Consider the following 17,407-nt stretch of genomic DNA (forward strand, 5'->3'; position numbering starts at 1 on the left):
TTTTTCATGGCTGAAAAATGCTTTGGACTGGCAAAATATCCTATAATGGAGACAACTGATTTTATAGAGGAGGCCTTCAGGTGACGAAAACGATAACTTCCCAAGGAATCGGCAATCCGGTTTATCCGGTCATGTTCGCCATGGGGGCATGCCACTTGCTTAATGATTCGCTCCAGGCAGTCATTCCGGCGATGTTCCCGATTCTTGAAGCCGACCTCGGCTTAACATTTACACAGCTTGGCTTGATCGCTTTTGCGCTAAATATCGTGGCGTCGGTGCTGCAGCCGGTGGTCGGCTTTATCAGCGATAAAAAACCGATGCCTTTCGCCTTGCCGCTCGGCATGACCAGTTCGTTTCTCGGCATGGCCGGGCTCGCCTTTGCGCCGGAGTATTGGATGATCCTCGTGTCGGTGATGTTCCTCGGGCTCGGCTCAGCGGTCTTCCATCCTGAAGGGTCCCGCGTCTCTTATATGGCGGCAGGGCATCGCCGAGGGCTTTCCCAGTCCATCTACCAGGTCGGCGGCAATTCCGGCCAGGCGCTGGCGCCATTGATCAGCGCATTTATCCTGGTGCCTCTCGGCCAGCGGGGCGCGGCGCTGTTCTTGTTTGTGGCAGCGCTTGGCATATTCATCCTGTCGCGCATTTCAATCTGGTATCGGGCGCAGCTGGTGCGCGAACGGGCGAACAAAGGAAAGAAAGCATTCCTGTCTTCGCTTCCAGAACTTACCCGGAAGCAAGTCGGGGTGGCGCTCGCGCTGCTGCTGATCATCATTTTCGCGCGTTCGTTTTACGTGACGAACATGACGAGCTTTTATATTTTTCATTTGATGGACGCATATGGCTTGTCCATCCAGAAAGGGCAGCTTTATATTTTCCTGTTCCTCGCGGTCGGAGCGGCGGGAACCTTTTTTGGCGGCCCTCTGGCGGATAAGATCGGGCGGAAAAATGTTATCGTGCTGTCGCTTTTGGTGCCGATTCCGCTTGCGGTGATCCTCCCCTACGTACCATTGCTTGCGGTCATCATTCTGCTCGTGCTGATCGGCTTTTTCATCATGCTGAGCTTCTCAGTGACCGTCGTCTACGCGCAGGAATTGGTGCCGAGCAAAATCGGCACAATGTCCGGATTGACCGTCGGGCTGGCATTTGGCATGGGTGCAATCGGCGGTGTGGTCATCGGGATCTTGATGGACCGCATCGGTGTATTTGAAACAATGGTGGTGGTGTCGTTCCTGCCGCTGATCGGCTTGATCGGACTCGGTTTGCCGAAAGACCGGAAAATCACCGCTGCTTAAACTAATGGAAAAGGAAGATGGCATATGGTTTTAAAGTTACCGGAAGTGCCGGAAGAAATTGAAACAGAGCGTCTTCTGCTGCGCATGCCGCGGCCAGGGGACGGCAAAAAGGTGAATGCTGCAATCCGGGCGTCCTTCGACGACTTGCAGCAGTGGCTTCCATTCGCCCGGCACTTGCCTTCCCTTGAAGAAACGGAAATCAATACACTGGAAGCGCATGTCCATTTCTTGAAGAAAGAAGTGCTGCGCTACCTAATTTTCAATAAAGAAACGGGTGGCTTCATTGGTTCGACCGGTTTCCATGACATTGAATGGGATATGCCGAAAATGGAAATCGGCTACTGGATCGATACCCGGCAGAGTGGATTCGGATATATGGCAGAAGCGGTGAGCGCATTGGCAGATCTGGCAATGGATGGCTTCGGATGCTGCCGCCTGGAAATCCGCTGCGATGCGGCCAATACGAAAAGCCGGGCTATACCGGAAAAATTGGGCTTCCAGCTGGAAGGGCTCCTGCGCAACGATGAATGGTCGGTTGACGGCAAGCGCCTGACAGATACATGCATTTATGCCAAGTTGCCTGAAAACGGCTAGGAACAGGAGTTTTTATTGATGAAAAACCAACGAGAAAAAACGGCTTTGAAACCGTTCCTTTCCTTGATCCTTTCGCTGAAGACCCCGAAATGGGCGCTGGCCATCGGATTGGCATCGAGTATCGTTACAACATTGGTCGGCCTTGCGGTGCCCCTATTGACCAAAAGCTTGGTCGACGGGTTCTCGATTGAAGCCGTGTCTCCTGCACTTGTTGCCGGTTTGGTGGCAGCTTTTATCCTGCAAGCCGTGATCAATGGGGTATCGATTTATCTATTGAGCATGGTGGGACAAAAGATTGTTGCCGGGTTGCGGGAGCGGATGTGGATCCACCTGATCCGGCTGCGCGTTTCTTACTTTGAAAGGCAGGCAAGCGGCGAGACCGTCAGCCGGGTGGTCAACGATACCGGAATCGTCCGGAACTTGATCACCGACCGTTTCCCGCAATTTGTCACGGGCATCATTTCCATTATCGGCGCAGTCATCATCCTCCTAGTGCTCGATTGGAAAATGACAGGAATCATGCTGCTGTCCGTGCCAGTCACCATTGCGGTCATGATTCCGCTTGGCCGGAAGATGGCGAAAATCTCGCGCAGCCTGCAGGATGAAACCGCCGTTTTCACCGGACAGGTCCAGCAAACCCTGAGCGAAATCCGGTTGATGAAAGCTTCGACGGCTGAAGAGGTGGAAGAAGCAAGCGGTTTGGCCGGCATTCAAAAACTCTTCCGCATCGGCCTGAAGGAAGCGAAAATCTACGCGTTGATCGCCCCGCTCATGTACACCGTCGTCATGGCGGTCATTGTGATGATCATCGGCTATGGGGGCATCCGTGTAGCAGAAGGGACGATGACGACCGGCTCTCTGGTGGCGTTTCTCTTGTATTTGTTCCAGATCGTCATGCCGATGACGACGTTTGCGCTGTTCTTTACAGAGCTCCAGAAAGCGAAAGGGGCGACTGAGCGGATCATCGAAATCCTGGCACTGCCGCTTGAGGAAGGCCAGCAGGGCATTGAGATGGATATAAGGGGGCTGCCGCTCCGCGTCTCAAATGTAAGCTTCGCATATGAAAAAGAAGCTCCGGTAATAGACGGCATTTCGTTTGAAGCGCATCCGGGCGATATGATTGCTTTTGCCGGCCCGAGTGGAGGCGGCAAAACGACTGTTTTCGGCTTGATCGAACGGTTTTACGAACCGGATTCCGGGCACATCACAATCGGGGATACCCCGATCAGCCAGCTGACGCTGAATTCCTGGCGCGGCCAAATCGGCTATGTGTCACAGGAAAGTGCCATGATGGGCGGCACCATCCGGGCAAATCTGACTTACGGCTTGCCAAATGCGGAAACGGTGCCTGACGGTGAGCTGTGGCGGGTAGCCGGCATGGCGTATGCCGAAGAATTCATCCGGAATTTCCCGGAAGGACTGGATACGCAAGTAGGGGAGCGCGGCGTCAAACTGTCCGGCGGCCAACGCCAGCGGATTGCAATTGCACGGGCTTTTTTGCGGGATCCGAAAATCCTGATGATGGATGAGGCCACTGCAAGCCTCGACAGCCAATCTGAAGGGATTGTCCAACAGGCGTTAAGCCGCCTGATGGAAGGGCGCACCACTTTTGTCATCGCCCACCGGCTGTCGACCATCGTCGATGCCGATAAAATTGTATTTATTGAAAATGGCCGGGTCACCGGCATGGGGACGCATGCAGAGCTCAGCCGTTCCCATGAGCTTTACCGGGAATTTGCCCAACAGCAATTAACCTGAAATTCCGGCTTGACCTTGACGCAGCGTAAAGGTATAAAGTGGATTTATCAGGAGGTGAAGCGATGGAATACACGGTTCAGCAATTGGCCCAGACGGCGGGCGTCAGTACCCGGACGCTGCGGTACTACGACGAAATCGGACTTTTGGAACCGGCCAGGAAGAGCTCGGCAGGCTACCGGTTCTATGGGCGGCAGGAAGTGGACAAGTTGCAGCAAATCCTCTTTTACCGCGAGCTTGGCCTGGGATTGGAAGAAATCAAGAAAATCGTCAATGATCCTGCTTTTGATGGTCCAGCCGCTTTGAAAAGCCACCGGCAACAGCTTCTTGAAAAGCGCCGCCAGCTGGACCTCCTGATCACTAATGTGGAAAAGACCATTTCCGCAGCGGAAGGGATGAGCCAGATGAAGGACCATGAAAAATTCGAAGGCTTCAAGAAAGCGCTGATCGAAGAAAATGAACAGCAGTACGGCAAGGAAATCCGCGAGAGATACGGCGATGATACCGTCAACGAATCGAATGCGAAAATGATGGGCATGAGCGAGGAAACTTACGGGCGGTTCGCCCGTTTGGAAACGGAAGTGCTCGAAGCATTGGCGGCAGCCATCCAGACCGGAGACCCCGCCGGCCCGATGGCCCAAAAAGCGGCAGAGCTGCACAAGCAATGGCTGATGTTTACTTGGCCGTCCTACAGCAAAGAAGCGCACGCCGGCCTTGCGCAGATGTATACCGATGACCCGCGCTTTTCGGCTTACTACGACAAAGTGCAACCGGGAGCAGCACGCTTCCTGCGGGATGCAATCAACGTCTATACCGGCCATTCCCAATAAAAAAAAGCAGCCTTGCGCCAATGCAGGGCTGCTTTTTACATATTCTTAACAATCTTTTACACGAGGGTAACTCTGGCGAAACCTTGGCTTGCTATACTCAAGGCAATTAGTTGTTTGCCGGTGCTTAGAAAGAGCCAAAAGGAGAGAATTGTATGAATGAGAAACAGGTTGAAGCGATTGTTCCTGTTAAAATCATGTCATTTAATATTGCTCACGGTTTAGGGATGGACGGGCGCGTGAATCTGGAAAAGACCGCCCTGGTAATCGAGGGAGCGGATGCCGATATCATCGGCCTTCAGGAAGTGGACCGCTATTTTTCATCCCGCAGTTCTTTTGTTGACCAAGTGGCCTGGCTTGGAGGCCGCCTTGGCATGTATACGGCGTTCGGCGCGAACCTGGATATGGACCCGGTGCGGACCGGCCATCCGAGGCGGCAGTACGGCAATGCCATCTTAAGCAAATATCCGATCAAATACGTGGAGAACCACCCGTTGACGCCTATCCCCTCCGATTTTGGCAATAACGAACAGCGCGGTGTTCTCGAAGCCGTAGTGGAAATGAAAGGCAACCTTATCCATGTGTTCAATACGCATCTGGCGTTAAAAGAAGAAGAATTGAAAGTGAGCATCGAGGAACTGCTCAGCTTGACGAAGCAATGCCAATTGCCACATGTCCTGCTGGGGGATTTCAATGCACCGCCGGATCATGAAGGAATAGGGCGGCTGAACTGCTCTTTGACCGATGCTTTTCTGAAGCTGAAAAAAGGGGATGCCTATACGTACCCGACGCGCTACAACAACCCGAAGACCGGTGAAAGCTACAAGCCTGCAACCCGGATCGATTATATTTTCTCCGACGATCAGCTCCAGGCGGTTGGAGCGGCAGCAATCGAAACAGCCGTGTCCGACCATTTGCCGATCAGCGCAGACTTTATCCTCGAGACTGCAAAAACGCCAGTTCTGCCGAAAGCCCAATCGGCACTCCAAAAAATATAGCCTTTTACCCTGCAGCCCAAAGCCCATTTTGGCTGCTTTTATTTTTTTAAGAAAAAAGGGCTAAACAGAAGCGTTTTTGAGGCTTTTTTGCTACAATCAATGCATCAAAGACCCTCAAGCCTCGGATTATTGCCAGTCATGAAGGAGAGGTTCAAATGGAAGACAGCAGCATACCGCCCACGGTGCCCCTTAAAGTCATGTCGTTCAATGTAGCCCACGGCCTCGGGATGGACAATAAAGTCGATCTTGAAAAAACAGCGCGTGTCATCGAACAAGCACAGCCGGATATCGTCGGTTTGCAGGAAGTCGACCGATGCTTTACGGCGCGCAGTTCATTCTGCGACCAGGTCAGCTGGTTTGAAAAACGCTTGGGCATGAATGCCGCATTCGGCCCGAATCTGGATTTGGAGCCGTTGGACCCGGCCATGCCAAGACGCCAGTACGGCAATGCCATTTTAAGCAAGTATCCGATCCAGCACACGGAAAACCATCTGATGGTGAACATCGACGGACCTGGAGCGGCAGGTGAACAGCGGGGGATGCTGGAAGCCGTTATTCAGGTAAAAGGGGCTTTTGTTCATTTCTTCTGTACGCATCTGTCATTGGAAGAAGAAGAGCTTCAAGTGAACGTTCAGCAGATTCTGGAGATTGCGGAAAAAAGCCGATTCCCTCAGATTCTCGCGGGCGATTTCAATGCGGTGCCTGAAAACCGGCACATCCAGCGATTAAGCAGCCGGTTCCATGATGTTTTTTCGGATTTGGGGAAAGGGGATGCCTTCACATACCCGACACCGGTTCAAACGGTTTCAGAAAAAGAGGATGTGAAGCCGATGGCACGGATCGATTACGTGTTTGCCGGCCAGGAAGTCCAAGCAGAAAGAGCTTCTGTGATTAAGACGGACGCATCCGACCACCTGCCGATTGTCGCAGAACTGGTTTTGAAAAAACCTGCAGACAACAAAGGGCAGGGCTTTAAGACAGAATTCGGAGTTGTTCCTACCGCTGTAACATGAAGAAGCACTTATTCTATTCGGTACCTGAAAAAATAAAGCCGGCCGCAAATTCATGCGGCCGGCTTTTCTGATTCAGCGGTTCGTGATCGTTTCCGGATTCATGTCGTGGTTCATCATCCGATACGACGCCATTTCTTCGTATTTCGTGCCGGGTTTCCCGTAATTCGTGTAAGGGTCAATCGACAAGCCGCCGCGCGGAGTGAATTTGCCCCACACTTCGATGTAGCGCGGTTCAAGCAATTTGATCAAATCGTTCATGATGATGTTGACCACGTCTTCGTGGAAATCGCCGTGGTTGCGGAAGCTGAATAGGTATAATTTCAGCGACTTGCTTTCCACCAATTTCTTGTCGGGAATAAAGCTCAAGTAAATTGTTGCGAAATCCGGCTGTCCCGTCTGCGGGCAAAGGGAAGTGAATTCCGGGCAATTAAACTTCACGAAATAATCGCGTGTATGCAGATTATCAATCGCTTCCAGAATATCCGGATCGTATTCGAATTTATACTTTGTGTTTTGATTGCCGAGAAGCGACAAGTGGTCCAGTGTGTCTTCGTTTCTTCCTGCCATAAAAAAGGCCTCCTTCAAGTATCCGACTTAAGAGAGGCCTATAAAAAACGGAAAAAGAAAAAGCCGAATCGCATGTGGATTTGGCTGAGTTTCGTCAATCCATAGTTTTTTATAGAGGGTGAAATGCTATGAACCTCTCCCGTCGCCGGGTTATTAAATTCTTTCAACCTAACTCATAGTAAAAGACTTTTGATTGGCTGTCAAATCCTTCTTTCCTCCGCTGCTATAGCGGCCTGCACCATATCCCCTTCCTTGTTTGAGAGAATTCGCCTAAGGGTAAGTTAGGAAGAAAAGCCCGGCACAAGGAGGCGTTCCGGAGATGGCACCAATTAAGCCGATTCCCCAGGAAAAAGGGGCGGACCATATACTTGCTTTGTTAACGGAAGGATATTTGTTCATACCCAACCGGTCGCGGAAGTTTGGGTCGGGTGTCTTCCAGACGCGCCTGCTCGGACAGAAGGTGATTTGCATGGCCGGTGAAGAAGCGGCTGCCCTTTTTTATGATGAAAGCAAATTCCGCCGAAAAGGAGCGGTGCCGAAGCGCATCCAAAGGAGCCTTTTCGGGGAAAAGGCCATCCAGACCTTGGATGATGGCGAGCATAAGCACCGGAAAGCCCTTTTCATGTCTTTGATGTCGCCGGCCCAGTTGCTGGCCTTGAACATTTACGTAACGGAAGAGTGGGAGGCGGCTGCCCGGGAATGGGAAAAGCAGGAGACCATGGAATTTTTTAAAGAAGCGGAGCATCTGATGATGCGGGTGGCCTGCCGCTTTGCAGGCGTGCCGCTGAAAAAAGAAGAAGTGGAATCGCGGGCAAGGGATATGGGGGCCATGATTGATGCCTTCGGCGGAATGGGTCCGCGCTACTGGAAAGGCCGTACTGCACGTGACAATTCTGAAGAATGGATAGAAAAGATGGTCAAAGGGGTCCGGAGAGGGCTATTGCCGGCGATACCGGGGACAGCGCTTTTCGAAATGTCCTGGTACAAGCAGCCGGATGGCAAAAAATTGCCGAGCCGGCTTGCGGCGGTCGAAATCTTGAATATCATCCGTCCGATTGTAGCAATCGGGCGCTACGTCACATTCGGTGCTGTAGCCATGCATGAACATCCTGAAACCCGTTCGGCGCTTTCAGACGGCCCCACGGATTTCAGTACCTGGTTCGCGCAGGAAGTCCGGCGCTATTATCCGTTCGGCCCTTTTACGGGAGCAAGAGTGCGGAAGGATTTCATCTGGAAGGATTACGAATTCAAAAAAGGCACGCTTGTACTTTTGGATTTATACGGAACGAACCACCACCCAGATCTCTGGGAGGAGCCGGAAGTATTCAAGCCGGAGCGGTTCAACGGTTGGAGCGGCAGCCCGTTCAGCTTCATTCCGCAAGGCGGGGGTGAATATGAAATGGGGCATCGCTGTGCAGGCGAATGGGTGACGGTCGAAGCGATGAAAGCAAGCTTCGATTTCATCGCGCGAAAGTTAGATTATGACGTCCCTCCGCAAAATTTGCAGCATAGCCTTGTGCGCATGCCCAGCATTCCGAAAAGCCGCTTTATCATCCAGAACATCCGGCTCATCGACTAACAGCAGTTTGCCTTCCGCTTCCAATGCGGAAGGCGACTTTTTTAAGCCGCGATTAGGAAGCAGGAAAGGGCGGAGAACTATGGCAGAAGAAAAGATGGTGCAGCTGCCCAAAAAGACGGCTGCCTGGATAGAAGAGGCACTGGGCGGCACGCGCCGCATATCAGGAGCCGTTGCCTTGCGCGGCAGCACATCCTCAGATGTTTATGAAATCGAAACAGTAGGAGAAGAAGGGCGGTCGGGGTATGTATTGCGGCTGTTTTCGAAAACGGATTGGCTGGCCATAGAGCCCGACCTGGCCAGGCACGAAGCGGCCAGTCTAGAAATGGCGCAGCAAACCGGCTTGCCTGTTCCGCAATTGGTCGCTTTTGAAGAAACCGGAGACCCGTGCGGACTGCCGGCTGTCCTTATGACCAAATTGCCGGGAACGCCCGTACTAAAGTCTGAAAATGAAACCGATTGGCTTGAAACGATGGCGGCGGCCCTGGCAGAGATTCACCGGAACGAGGCGGATGGGTTCGCATGGGAGTATTTTTCATATAACAATGCGCTGACTCTCGACCGGCCCGTGTGGTCTCGCCATCCCGATGAATGGATGCGGGCCTTTTTTATCGTCGCCGGCGTCCGGCCGGAAGCAAAAGAACATTTCATTCACCGGGATTTTCATCCGGCAAATCTGCTTTGGTCTGATGGCCGAATCAGCGGGATTGTGGACTGGATCAATGCCTGCATAGGGCCGACCGGCATCGATGTGGGGCATTGCCGCCTCAATTTAGCCCAATTGCACGGCGTTTCGACAGCAGACTGCTTTTTGGCAGCTTATCAAAAAATCGCAGGAGAACAGTTCGAATACCATCCTTACTGGGATTTACTGGCGCTGACCGATGGATTGGACGGACCGCCAGCTGTCTATGCCGGCTGGCAAGCTTTCGGCATGACAGGACTGACCGATGAATTGATGCGCCACCGGCTGGATGAGTATTTGCTCAGCCTGCTTGACCGGTTCGACGAACGTTGAAGCTCAGCAGGAGCCAGGTTTGATTTCGCTGAAAAAGGAAATATACAGAACAAGCAGGTTTTTGAGGAGGAATCAGGATGACGGAAGAACAATTGAAACAATTGGAGAAGCAATTATTGGAACAAAAAAAGGCGCTTGAAGAACGGGTGGAGCATCACGAGGAATTCGAGCGGACCGAGCTTTCCAATTATGATAACCATCCGGCGGACAATGCCACCGATCTGTTCGACCAGGAACGCGGAATGGCGTTAAACCAGTTCAAGGAAGGCGAACTTGATGAGACTTACGAAGCGCTTGCAGCGATACAGGAAGGCACTTACGGAAAATGCGCCGTTTGCGGGAAGGATATTCCGTTTGAACGGCTGGAAGCGCTGCCGACTGCATTGACCTGCATCGACCATGCCCGCCACGACTTGGATATGACATCACGGCCGCCGGAAGAAGGAGTAATCGGCAGTTCAACTTCCCGGCCATCCAAAAAGGATGACAGCCGTTTGCGCGATTACGAAGACAGCTTTGAGGATGTGGAAGATTTCGGGTCGTCTGACGGCCCGCAGGATCAACCGGGTGAAGACATGGAAAACTTCTATGATGACAATAAAGATTGACCATTCACACCCTGCTGTAAGTGAGCAGGGTTTTTTTGCCCTTGTATTGACGGCAGAAGCGGATTTCTTTAATGTTAAGGAAAACTTGAGGGAGAGGATACCGATGGGGGAATTGGAGAAAGAGATATTCAATCTGGAGTGCAGCCATTTGCAGCCGGATGTACGGGTGTGCGGTGAAAAGCTCGGAAATGTATTGGATGAGGAATTTTATGAGTTCGGCAGCTCGGGGAGGATCACTTTCCGTTCGGATTATGAAGAGGACGATTCACTTACCCCGGACCGCATGGAGATTTCAGAGTTCCAAATGCATGAACTCGGGCCGGAAGCGGTGTTGACGACATACCGGATTTTCAATGAAACAAGCGGACGGCGAAGCAACCGGAGTTCGGTCTGGAAAAAGCGGGGGAAAGAGTGGAGATTATTCTTTCACCAAGGCACCGTTTCAGAGTGACGGTGTTTGAGCACCGGCAAAAGAGGTTATTTAATAGATAATGCTTTTTAAAGTGAAGGAGGAATACTCATGGACCATGCGATTGTATTATTCGACGGGGATTGCAATTTCTGTGATTCCAGTGTCCAATTCATTATAAACCATGACCCTGCGGGGTATTACCAATTTGCTTCCCTTCAAAGCGACATCGGAGAGAAGCTCAGACGCCAGCACAATATACCGGAAGATGTAGACAGCCTGGTGCTGATCAAAGACGGCAAAGCCTATGTGAAATCGGAAGGGGCATTGATGATCTCCAACCATTTGACGGGCCTTTGGAAGCTGGCGTATTACTTGAAGCCGCTCCCGCGTTTTTTAGGGGACACAGCTTACGACCTGATTGCCAAAAACCGCTACAAAGTGTTCGGCAAACTCGACAGCTGCATGCTGCCGCCGCCGCATATCCGCAAGCGGTTCCTCGACAAACAATAAAAGCCTGATGCGCTTGCCGGCGCATCAGGCTTTTATGCGGTTAAAGGAAATTCGAAATGCGCCAATACTGGCTGGCAATCGTGTCCGCCATCCAGGCCAACCCTTTGCTTTCTGCTCGGTGGAGCTGCAGCCAGTCGTACATTTTGTCATGCTTCAAATACACTTCGTGATTCGGAGCCTGGTCGTGGACCCCTACGATATCAAAATGTCCATCCCGGTAAAACGTTGCCGCTACGTCATAGTCGATATCCGGCGACGGGGTAAGGGGATTGCCGACGCTATGTGTCAACTGGACCGTAACATTGCGTGCGTCTTCTTCAACTTTCTCAAGCGAGATTCCGTCTGCTGAAGCGACATCGGCTTTTCTGAATTTCTTTCGCCAGTCGTAGGCGATGCTGATGCCGACATCGCAATGGAAATCCAAGGTGGAATCATCATCATTCAATTCGACCGTGAAGTTCACCTGCGTGCGATAATCAGAGGAATCGGCATCAAAGCCCCGGTTGTCGCCGGAGAAATAGCGGTTCAATGACAACAAGTTCGGATTTGCCAAATACTCGTCTTCCAGGAACGTGGTATAGCGGAAATCCCATTTACGGTTAAGATCTTCCACATCCTGTTTAGGCGCATCTGCCAGCAAGCGCTCGGCAGGTGCTATCTTTTGGGTAAGCCAGAATTCTTCCATCGCCGCCTGTTCTTGGGAAGACTTTAGATTGAAGAAACCGAAAACATGAGCTGCTATGGATTTCTCACCTCTCATCTTTGTCTCCGATTGCTCCAGCGGACGCTTTGAGCGGATCCAATACATATGTTCACGGTCTTTCGAAAAATCATAATCCGTGTATTGAGTCTGATGCGTAGTACCGATCCGCTCGCCGTCGCGATAGATTTCAAACTCTTCGAGCCCTTCGATGGCTCCCCAGGCAAGCGCGATCTTCGATTCGCTGACAATCATGGTGACCGCAATCTGCTGCAAAAGATTGATGCGGTCTTTATCATGGTTTTCAGTGCTTGTCCGCATCTTGATCCGTTCTTTGACTCGCCTGTTATCATCCAGGCATTCCAATGTGTACGTATATAATTCCCCAGCTTCCAAGCCTTGATCTTTGAATGTTGTCCCAGGCCCTTCGTAAATCGTCTCTGCATCCCTTATGACGCGGCAAGTGCTGCCGGTATCGGACCATTTCATCTCTATGGCCGAGTCGGTTTGCTGAAGCAGATCGATTTCCAGCCGCCTCTTTTTTTCATCCATCCCTATCAACTCCTTGGGTAGTATATCTTAAGCTATACCCGCTTCTTGAAATTCCTGAACCCCTTCACTACTTCACCGGGAAGGTTGAAAAAATGAAATACAAAATACATAGAATACGTATAATAGAGATAATAAGAAAAGGGAGGGCGTTCAAATGGCTGACGCTGTTCGACTATTAGCGGAGCTTCAAAAACGGATGCCGGACATTAGCGTATACGGTTGGCTGGAAGGGCAATGTAGTGCCTCTTTTCAGACAAGGAAAAGCAAAAAGGGATTCCTGATTGCGTCCGATAGCCGCATGCTCTTTTTTTCCAAGCAGAATCAAAAGGGTACCCTGTTGTTGTCCGTGGCGTTTTCGGAAATTGAAGCTGTGTCGGCAGGACTGGCGGGAAACTTGAGTTTGCTGTGCCATTTGAAAAATGGCGAATATGTCATGCTCTCTTCCATCACACAAGGCAGCCTGCCGGATTTTCTCGGCCATTTGAAATGGAAATGCTTCGGCCGGCAAGAGGATCTGCCCCGCTAAGGATTTGCTGTCCGCAACAGATGGGCCGCATGAAGTTGCAAAGCAAAGCGGCAAAGCGTATGTTTAACCAATAGAGCAGCCGTGTACGGCACTAAGAAAAAAACGAGGGGGACTGAACCGATGCCTTTAAATGGGACACGGAAAATGAACGATTTCCGCAATTTCGAAGATGCCGCAGCGCATATTCTGCAGCTATTGAGCCAGCAGATGAATATCAACACCCTCTTCATCGCAAAGAATGATGGACAGACAAATCACATCGTCAAAGCGATCAACACCGAAGAAGAACTCGTCACAGAAGGCGGCACTGCGCCGCTTGAACAAACTTTCTGCAGCTTGAGCATAGATTATGGTGAAAAGCCGCTCGTCATCGAAGATATATCCATCGATGCCTCAGCCCAACGGCTCGAAATTTCGTCCAGCTTCAATAACGGCTCTTTTATCGGCATACCCATTTATCGCGACAATGGGGAAGTGTATGGCACCATTTGCGCGATGGACAATGTACCTTTTGAATTCACCGAAGAGCACCGGCGCTCGCTGGAATTGATGTCTTCCCTGCTGACCTATGTGCTGGAATTGGAATCCGCCCATGAACAGATCCAGACCCTTTCATCTCCGCTTGTTCCTGTAGCTGATGGAATTGCTATTTTGCCGGTAATCGGCAATGTGACAGCCCGGCGCGCCCAGACCATTATCGACCGGGTGCTGGAAAAATGCGCAGAGGCGGAAGTCCGGTATTTGGTTGTGGATGTATCAGGCGTTTCCCAAATCAATTCGGTTGTCGGGGAATATTTGCTGAAGCTCGTCAGCACCTTGAAGATTATCGGCGTCGTCCCCGTAATCACCGGAATCCAGCCTTTTATGGCTTTGAAAGTTCCTCATTTTGCCGAGGCATTGAGCGGCATCCTAATTGAGGCGAATTTGCAAACCGCATTAAGGAAGTTGGGCTTTCAATTGTCCGATGAACCCAATGAAAAATCGGGACGGCGCTGATGCCGTCCCGATTTTTCATTCTCTGCTGTCAAAGAACACATGGCGCAATTCCCAAGTGTCGGCAATTTCAAGCAGTCCGAATGAGTACTGAGGCTGCTGGCGCTTGTCGGTGGGGGAACCCGGATTGAACAGGGTCACGCCTTGGACTTCCCGCATCACCGGGATGTGGGAATGGCCGAATACGATGATATCGACTTCGTCATCGGCAAATGCATCGAATGCTCTTTGCTCCGTCGTTTTGCGGATGCCGTCGCCGTGGATGACCCCTACTTTAATTTTCCCGAATGTAAGGATTTTCTTCTTGCCGAAACGGTCGAGTATATCCCAGGGATCCACATTGCCGGTTACGCCGTCCGTTTTGGCATATGCCGCCAACTCGTAATAGACATCCAAGGTTTGCCAATCTCCGGCGTGGATGATGAAGTCGGCATTTTGGCATTCGGCAACCAATGCCTCCGGCAATTTTTTGGCACGCATGGGAATATGGGTATCGGACAGGATGACAATTTTTTTCATGGAAACGCCCCTTCCAGAAGTTTTCTTTCACTTTATCAAATTCCATCGGCCGCGTCTAAAGATGGCCGGCGGTTTCACAGCAGCGGAAGCGGGAAAAGTAGTATAAAACTGTAATGGGAGGAATGGCAGATGGAAAATGAACGGAAGATCAGCTGCTTTATTGCTGCAAGCCTGGATGGATATATTGCTACGAAGGATGATTCGCTCGACTGGCTGTTTAAAGTGGAAGGCGAAGGCGATGCCGGATATGCGGATTATATAAAAAACGTGGACACGATTGTCATGGGGCGGCGCACTTATGAGTGGGTCATGGAACAGGAAAGCGGCAATTTTCCTTATACGGACCAAGAATGCTTTGTGTTCACTTCTGCACGGACCGGAAGCGATAATTTCGTCACCTTTACCGACGAAGACGTAGCAGGGTTTGCCGACCGGCTGAAGAAGCGGCCGGGGAAGGATATATGGGTTGTCGGCGGAAGCCAGTTGCTGTATGCCTTTTTGGAAGAGGGGCTGATCGATGAATTTATCATTTCCATTGCTCCGACGCTGATCGGCAGCGGGATTCCCCTATTCCGGGAATCCGCAACCGAACAGGAGTTTACATTGAAAAGCGTCAAACAGTACGGCCAGTTTGCCCAACTTCACCTGATGCGCAAATAGGAAAGCTGCGCTTGTCAGCTTGTTGCTGCGGGTCAAGCCTGATTAAAAAGAATCGCCTTCGCTTTGGCAATGACATTGTCGTGGTCGTCATGGATGATGCAGTCAGCGTGGGTGAGGCTGCGCCCTTCCTTGACCGCAAAAGCGCGGGCTGTCAAAAAAACGGAGCGGGCCCTTTTCAGGAAAGTGACATTCAAGTCAACGGCCATTACCTTCTGGCGCCCGTTTTCATCGGGAGCAACCGTATTGCATAGCGCAACTTCAGCTAAAGTGGAAATGATGCCTCCATGGATGACACCGGCACTGTTCTCGTACAGCGGCTTTATAGGAGGGTCACTTTGACGCTGTTTTCTGTAATCCGTTCATATTGCATTTCCAAAAACTCGTCAAAAGGCTGGCGGATAAACATGCAGTTTCCTCCTCAAAACAAACTCGTCCCTTGTTCTATTCGCTTTATAGCTATCCGATTCCTATTCGCAAGATGTACGAATAAGCCTTTTTTCATATAAATATTGCATAAACGACAGAAATTTGTCGCTCGTCCATATTCTGCAAGACTTTAGAACGTTCCAAATCTTTGAAATCAAGTAGGTCTGATGGATTTTCTCTCCCTCCGTTGCTCTTTATACTAAAGAGAAGGAATGGAAGCAATAATTCCTGGAATCGAAGGGAGAGAAATCATGAAAATCTTCAAGTCACTAGCATTAGGGGTATTGACAGTTTTATTTTTAAGTTTTTCTCAAACGGAAGCTGAAGCACATTCACCTGATCTGCATGTCGGCGTAAGCGGCGGAGAAGTAACGGCGCTACAGCAAAAATTGCAGAAACTTGGCTATTTCACGACACAACCAACCGGCTATTATGGATCTATTACAAAAAATGCAGTCATCCGGTTCCAACGCGATTTTAATGTTCCGGCAACCGGCTTTACCGGCTCTTTGACGCGCAGCAAGCTTAACCAGGTGGACATGATCGCACGCACCGTCCACGGCGAAGCGCGGGGCGAAAACTATAACGGGCAAGTGGCGGTCGCTGCGGTGATCTTGAACCGTGTGGACTCGAGCCGATTCCCGGACAGCACTTATAACGTCATTTTCCAACGCAATGCATTTACAGCAGTCAACGACGGGCAATACTGGCTCAAACCGAATTCCACTGCCTATAAAGCAGCAAGAGCGGCATTATTGGGAGCCGATCCTTCTGGCGGCGCCACTTATTACTACAACCCGTCAGGCGTCACGGATACTTGGATTTATTCACGCCCTGTCATCAAATCAATCGGCAAACATTATTTTGCAAAATAAGAAAAGCGGCTGAAACCAGCCGCTTTTTCTTATGGTTTTCCCTATAGATACCCAAATTCGTTATAATGAAAAGAGCTAAACTGAAAGGCGGAGAAAAGATGACAAATATCAACAACAGCGGGCTGCCGCCAAAAACATGCAGTATTGAGAAACTGGTCACAAATAAAAAGGACGTAGAAAAAGTTTTGGCCGGCCTCAAAACCGCCACACGTCGAAATGGCCGCTATGCGGATCCGGGAGAAGTCATGATCCTTGAGGGGCGTGAATTCCGGGTGGAGCGGGTCTATGCGGAGACGCTTGGAGATTTAAACGACGCCAAAGCGCAGCAGGAAGGGTTCAGCAGCGTCGAAGAGTATAAGCAATCGATCCTCCAATTCCATCCGGGCATGCCTTGGCTTCCGGAAATGGGCGTATGGGTCCATGAGTTTTCAGAAACAGGAAAATAATCCATCATGTACTCGTTCATATTATATCTTCATATTCTAAGTGCAGTTTTGTCCATCGGTCCGTTCTTTGTCCTGCTGCCGCTATTAAAGCGCATGGACGGTGCGGCCGAGATGGTGCTGCAATCGCAGATTGCCACGTTCCGATCGGCCATCCGGCTCGTCAAGCACGCTGGGCATGTGCTTGTCGCAACAGGTGTGCTTTTGATCTGGCAAAGCGCCTGGATGTGGACAACGCCGTGGGTCGTGCTGACACTCGCCGTAATGTTCGGCTCGGTCTTTTTCCTGGCCAGTGCCTTCAAACCGGTGCTCCGGAAATTCGATGAGCCGGCTGCGGACCAGAAGGGCTTGCTGAAAAAGCTGCACCGGTCGACATGGCTATATATTGCCCTGCTGCTGATCATGCTTTGGCTGATGGTGGCAAAACCGGTATTGTGGTGAATGCAAAAAAGGCTGTCGGATTTTCGAGGCCACTGAAAAACTATCAGAAGAAGCACCGAATCTCTATATTTTTAGAGATTCGGTGCTTTTTTCGATGTATAC

General features: G+C 50.9%; 21 protein-coding genes and 1 riboswitch. Of the genes, 17 read left to right on the forward strand and 4 right to left on the reverse strand.

The genetic code is table 11. The features are described 5' to 3' along the window. Positions 1-131: 131 nt before the first annotated feature. The 6 genes from ACTL32_RS17660 to ACTL32_RS17685 all read left to right on the forward strand — a co-directional run bounded on the left by ACTL32_RS17660 (position 132) and on the right by ACTL32_RS17685 (position 6,479). Positions 132-1,292 carry an MFS transporter gene (locus ACTL32_RS17660; RefSeq protein ID WP_441342716.1) on the forward strand — a complete coding sequence of 387 codons (1,161 nt, stop codon included), beginning with the start codon at positions 132-134 and terminating at the stop codon, positions 1,290-1,292. 24 nt (positions 1,293-1,316) lie between these two features. Next, entirely contained in the window at positions 1,317-1,886 is a 570-nt protein-coding gene (locus ACTL32_RS17665; RefSeq protein ID WP_441342696.1) for a GNAT family N-acetyltransferase, read from the forward strand. Positions 1,887-1,904: 18 nt separating this feature from the next. Beyond that, positions 1,905-3,644, forward strand: coding sequence for an ABC transporter ATP-binding protein (locus tag ACTL32_RS17670; protein ID WP_441342697.1), 1,740 nt, complete (start codon positions 1,905-1,907; stop codon positions 3,642-3,644). A 62-nt stretch (positions 3,645-3,706) separates the two neighbouring features. Then, positions 3,707-4,471, forward strand: a complete 765-nt coding sequence (locus ACTL32_RS17675) for a MerR family transcriptional regulator (RefSeq protein ID WP_441342698.1) — start codon at positions 3,707-3,709, stop codon at positions 4,469-4,471. A gap of 152 nt (positions 4,472-4,623) precedes the next feature. Next, on the forward strand, positions 4,624-5,466 hold the full coding sequence (locus tag ACTL32_RS17680; RefSeq protein WP_441342699.1) for an endonuclease/exonuclease/phosphatase family protein: 843 nt from the start codon (positions 4,624-4,626) through the stop codon (positions 5,464-5,466). A gap of 155 nt (positions 5,467-5,621) precedes the next feature. Beyond that, the gene (locus ACTL32_RS17685; protein WP_441342700.1) at positions 5,622-6,479 is read left to right on the forward strand and encodes an endonuclease/exonuclease/phosphatase family protein; all 858 of its coding nucleotides are present in this window, start codon (positions 5,622-5,624) and stop codon (positions 6,477-6,479) included. 72 nt (positions 6,480-6,551) lie between these two features. On the opposite strand, the gene queF is transcribed toward ACTL32_RS17685, so the two are convergent. After that, positions 6,552-7,046, reverse strand: coding sequence for a preQ(1) synthase (gene queF / locus ACTL32_RS17690; RefSeq protein ID WP_441342701.1), 495 nt, complete (start codon positions 7,044-7,046; stop codon positions 6,552-6,554). 95 nt (positions 7,047-7,141) lie between these two features. Beyond that, a riboswitch (PreQ1 riboswitch) is annotated at positions 7,142-7,189 on the reverse strand. 176 nt (positions 7,190-7,365) lie between these two features. Between queF and ACTL32_RS17695 the strand changes: the two genes are divergently transcribed. The 5 genes from ACTL32_RS17695 (at position 7,366) to ACTL32_RS17715 (ending at position 11,170) form a co-directional block, all read left to right on the forward strand. Next, positions 7,366-8,625: a cytochrome P450 gene (locus ACTL32_RS17695; RefSeq protein ID WP_441342702.1), complete on the forward strand. Its 1,260-nt coding sequence runs from the start codon at positions 7,366-7,368 to the stop codon at positions 8,623-8,625. Between the two features lie 79 nt (positions 8,626-8,704). Continuing rightward, positions 8,705-9,640 (forward strand): phosphotransferase family protein, encoded by a 936-nt coding sequence (locus ACTL32_RS17700; protein WP_441342703.1) that lies wholly within the window; start codon positions 8,705-8,707, stop codon positions 9,638-9,640. Between the two features lie 77 nt (positions 9,641-9,717). Next, on the forward strand, positions 9,718-10,248 hold the full coding sequence (locus tag ACTL32_RS17705; RefSeq protein ID WP_441342704.1) for a TraR/DksA C4-type zinc finger protein: 531 nt from the start codon (positions 9,718-9,720) through the stop codon (positions 10,246-10,248). A gap of 103 nt (positions 10,249-10,351) precedes the next feature. After that, complete coding sequence (locus ACTL32_RS17710; protein WP_441342705.1) at positions 10,352-10,699, forward strand: nuclear transport factor 2 family protein; 348 nt, start codon at positions 10,352-10,354, stop codon at positions 10,697-10,699. A 69-nt stretch (positions 10,700-10,768) separates the two neighbouring features. After that, positions 10,769-11,170 carry a thiol-disulfide oxidoreductase DCC family protein gene (locus ACTL32_RS17715; RefSeq protein WP_441342706.1) on the forward strand — a complete coding sequence of 134 codons (402 nt, stop codon included), beginning with the start codon at positions 10,769-10,771 and terminating at the stop codon, positions 11,168-11,170. 40 nt (positions 11,171-11,210) lie between these two features. Here ACTL32_RS17715 and ACTL32_RS17720 read toward each other — a convergent pair whose 3' ends face one another. Continuing rightward, positions 11,211-12,422 (reverse strand): DUF3238 domain-containing protein, encoded by a 1,212-nt coding sequence (locus ACTL32_RS17720; RefSeq protein ID WP_441342707.1) that lies wholly within the window; start codon positions 12,420-12,422, stop codon positions 11,211-11,213. Positions 12,423-12,576: 154 nt separating this feature from the next. Here ACTL32_RS17720 and ACTL32_RS17725 point away from each other — a divergent pair, with 154 nt between their 5' ends. Continuing rightward, positions 12,577-12,948 (forward strand): hypothetical protein, encoded by a 372-nt coding sequence (locus ACTL32_RS17725; protein ID WP_441342708.1) that lies wholly within the window; start codon positions 12,577-12,579, stop codon positions 12,946-12,948. Positions 12,949-13,068: 120 nt separating this feature from the next. After that, positions 13,069-13,944 (forward strand): STAS domain-containing protein, encoded by an 876-nt coding sequence (locus tag ACTL32_RS17730; RefSeq protein WP_441342709.1) that lies wholly within the window; start codon positions 13,069-13,071, stop codon positions 13,942-13,944. A 15-nt stretch (positions 13,945-13,959) separates the two neighbouring features. Here the strand turns inward: ACTL32_RS17730 and ACTL32_RS17735 are convergent, their stop codons facing one another. Further along, entirely contained in the window at positions 13,960-14,460 is a 501-nt protein-coding gene (locus tag ACTL32_RS17735; RefSeq protein ID WP_441342710.1) for a metallophosphoesterase family protein, read from the reverse strand. Between the two features lie 129 nt (positions 14,461-14,589). Between ACTL32_RS17735 and ACTL32_RS17740 the strand changes: the two genes are divergently transcribed. Next, entirely contained in the window at positions 14,590-15,120 is a 531-nt protein-coding gene (locus tag ACTL32_RS17740; RefSeq protein WP_441342711.1) for a dihydrofolate reductase family protein, read from the forward strand. A gap of 32 nt (positions 15,121-15,152) precedes the next feature. Here ACTL32_RS17740 and ACTL32_RS17745 read toward each other — a convergent pair whose 3' ends face one another. Then, positions 15,153-15,443, reverse strand: a complete 291-nt coding sequence (locus ACTL32_RS17745; protein ID WP_441342717.1) for a PaaI family thioesterase — start codon at positions 15,441-15,443, stop codon at positions 15,153-15,155. 354 nt (positions 15,444-15,797) lie between these two features. On the opposite strand from ACTL32_RS17745, the gene ACTL32_RS17750 reads away from it, so the two are divergent. The 3 genes from ACTL32_RS17750 to ACTL32_RS17760 all read left to right on the forward strand — a co-directional run bounded on the left by ACTL32_RS17750 (position 15,798) and on the right by ACTL32_RS17760 (position 17,305). Then, positions 15,798-16,421 (forward strand): cell wall hydrolase, encoded by a 624-nt coding sequence (locus tag ACTL32_RS17750; RefSeq protein WP_441342712.1) that lies wholly within the window; start codon positions 15,798-15,800, stop codon positions 16,419-16,421. Positions 16,422-16,519: 98 nt separating this feature from the next. Then, positions 16,520-16,867: an ASCH domain-containing protein gene (locus ACTL32_RS17755; protein WP_441342713.1), complete on the forward strand. Its 348-nt coding sequence runs from the start codon at positions 16,520-16,522 to the stop codon at positions 16,865-16,867. A gap of 6 nt (positions 16,868-16,873) precedes the next feature. Beyond that, positions 16,874-17,305: a hypothetical protein gene (locus ACTL32_RS17760; RefSeq protein ID WP_441342714.1), complete on the forward strand. Its 432-nt coding sequence runs from the start codon at positions 16,874-16,876 to the stop codon at positions 17,303-17,305. Positions 17,306-17,407: the final 102 nt, after the last annotated feature.

Source organism: Planococcus sp. FY231025, from assembly GCF_052078085.1.
In the GTDB taxonomy this organism is placed as follows: domain Bacteria; phylum Bacillota; class Bacilli; order Bacillales_A; family Planococcaceae; genus Planococcus.

Coding starts and splice junctions, on each gene's coding strand:
- ACTL32_RS17715 (WP_441342706.1), top strand. CDS start 10,769: ATGGACCATGCGATTGTATTATTCGACGGGGATTGCAATTTCTGTGAT.
- ACTL32_RS17700 (WP_441342703.1), top strand. CDS start 8,705: ATGGCAGAAGAAAAGATGGTGCAGCTGCCCAAAAAGACGGCTGCCTGG.
- queF (WP_441342701.1), bottom strand. CDS start 7,046: ATGGCAGGAAGAAACGAAGACACACTGGACCACTTGTCGCTTCTCGGC.
- ACTL32_RS17750 (WP_441342712.1), top strand. CDS start 15,798: ATGAAAATCTTCAAGTCACTAGCATTAGGGGTATTGACAGTTTTATTT.
- ACTL32_RS17735 (WP_441342710.1), bottom strand. CDS start 14,460: ATGAAAAAAATTGTCATCCTGTCCGATACCCATATTCCCATGCGTGCC.
- ACTL32_RS17730 (WP_441342709.1), top strand. CDS start 13,069: ATGCCTTTAAATGGGACACGGAAAATGAACGATTTCCGCAATTTCGAA.
- ACTL32_RS17760 (WP_441342714.1), top strand. CDS start 16,874: ATGTACTCGTTCATATTATATCTTCATATTCTAAGTGCAGTTTTGTCC.
- ACTL32_RS17660 (WP_441342716.1), top strand. CDS start 132: ATGTTCGCCATGGGGGCATGCCACTTGCTTAATGATTCGCTCCAGGCA.
- ACTL32_RS17755 (WP_441342713.1), top strand. CDS start 16,520: ATGACAAATATCAACAACAGCGGGCTGCCGCCAAAAACATGCAGTATT.
- ACTL32_RS17705 (WP_441342704.1), top strand. CDS start 9,718: ATGACGGAAGAACAATTGAAACAATTGGAGAAGCAATTATTGGAACAA.
- ACTL32_RS17685 (WP_441342700.1), top strand. CDS start 5,622: ATGGAAGACAGCAGCATACCGCCCACGGTGCCCCTTAAAGTCATGTCG.
- ACTL32_RS17675 (WP_441342698.1), top strand. CDS start 3,707: ATGGAATACACGGTTCAGCAATTGGCCCAGACGGCGGGCGTCAGTACC.
- ACTL32_RS17725 (WP_441342708.1), top strand. CDS start 12,577: ATGGCTGACGCTGTTCGACTATTAGCGGAGCTTCAAAAACGGATGCCG.
- ACTL32_RS17710 (WP_441342705.1), top strand. CDS start 10,352: ATGGGGGAATTGGAGAAAGAGATATTCAATCTGGAGTGCAGCCATTTG.
- ACTL32_RS17665 (WP_441342696.1), top strand. CDS start 1,317: ATGGTTTTAAAGTTACCGGAAGTGCCGGAAGAAATTGAAACAGAGCGT.
- ACTL32_RS17720 (WP_441342707.1), bottom strand. CDS start 12,422: ATGGATGAAAAAAAGAGGCGGCTGGAAATCGATCTGCTTCAGCAAACC.
- ACTL32_RS17670 (WP_441342697.1), top strand. CDS start 1,905: ATGAAAAACCAACGAGAAAAAACGGCTTTGAAACCGTTCCTTTCCTTG.
- ACTL32_RS17695 (WP_441342702.1), top strand. CDS start 7,366: ATGGCACCAATTAAGCCGATTCCCCAGGAAAAAGGGGCGGACCATATA.
- ACTL32_RS17740 (WP_441342711.1), top strand. CDS start 14,590: ATGGAAAATGAACGGAAGATCAGCTGCTTTATTGCTGCAAGCCTGGAT.
- ACTL32_RS17680 (WP_441342699.1), top strand. CDS start 4,624: ATGAATGAGAAACAGGTTGAAGCGATTGTTCCTGTTAAAATCATGTCA.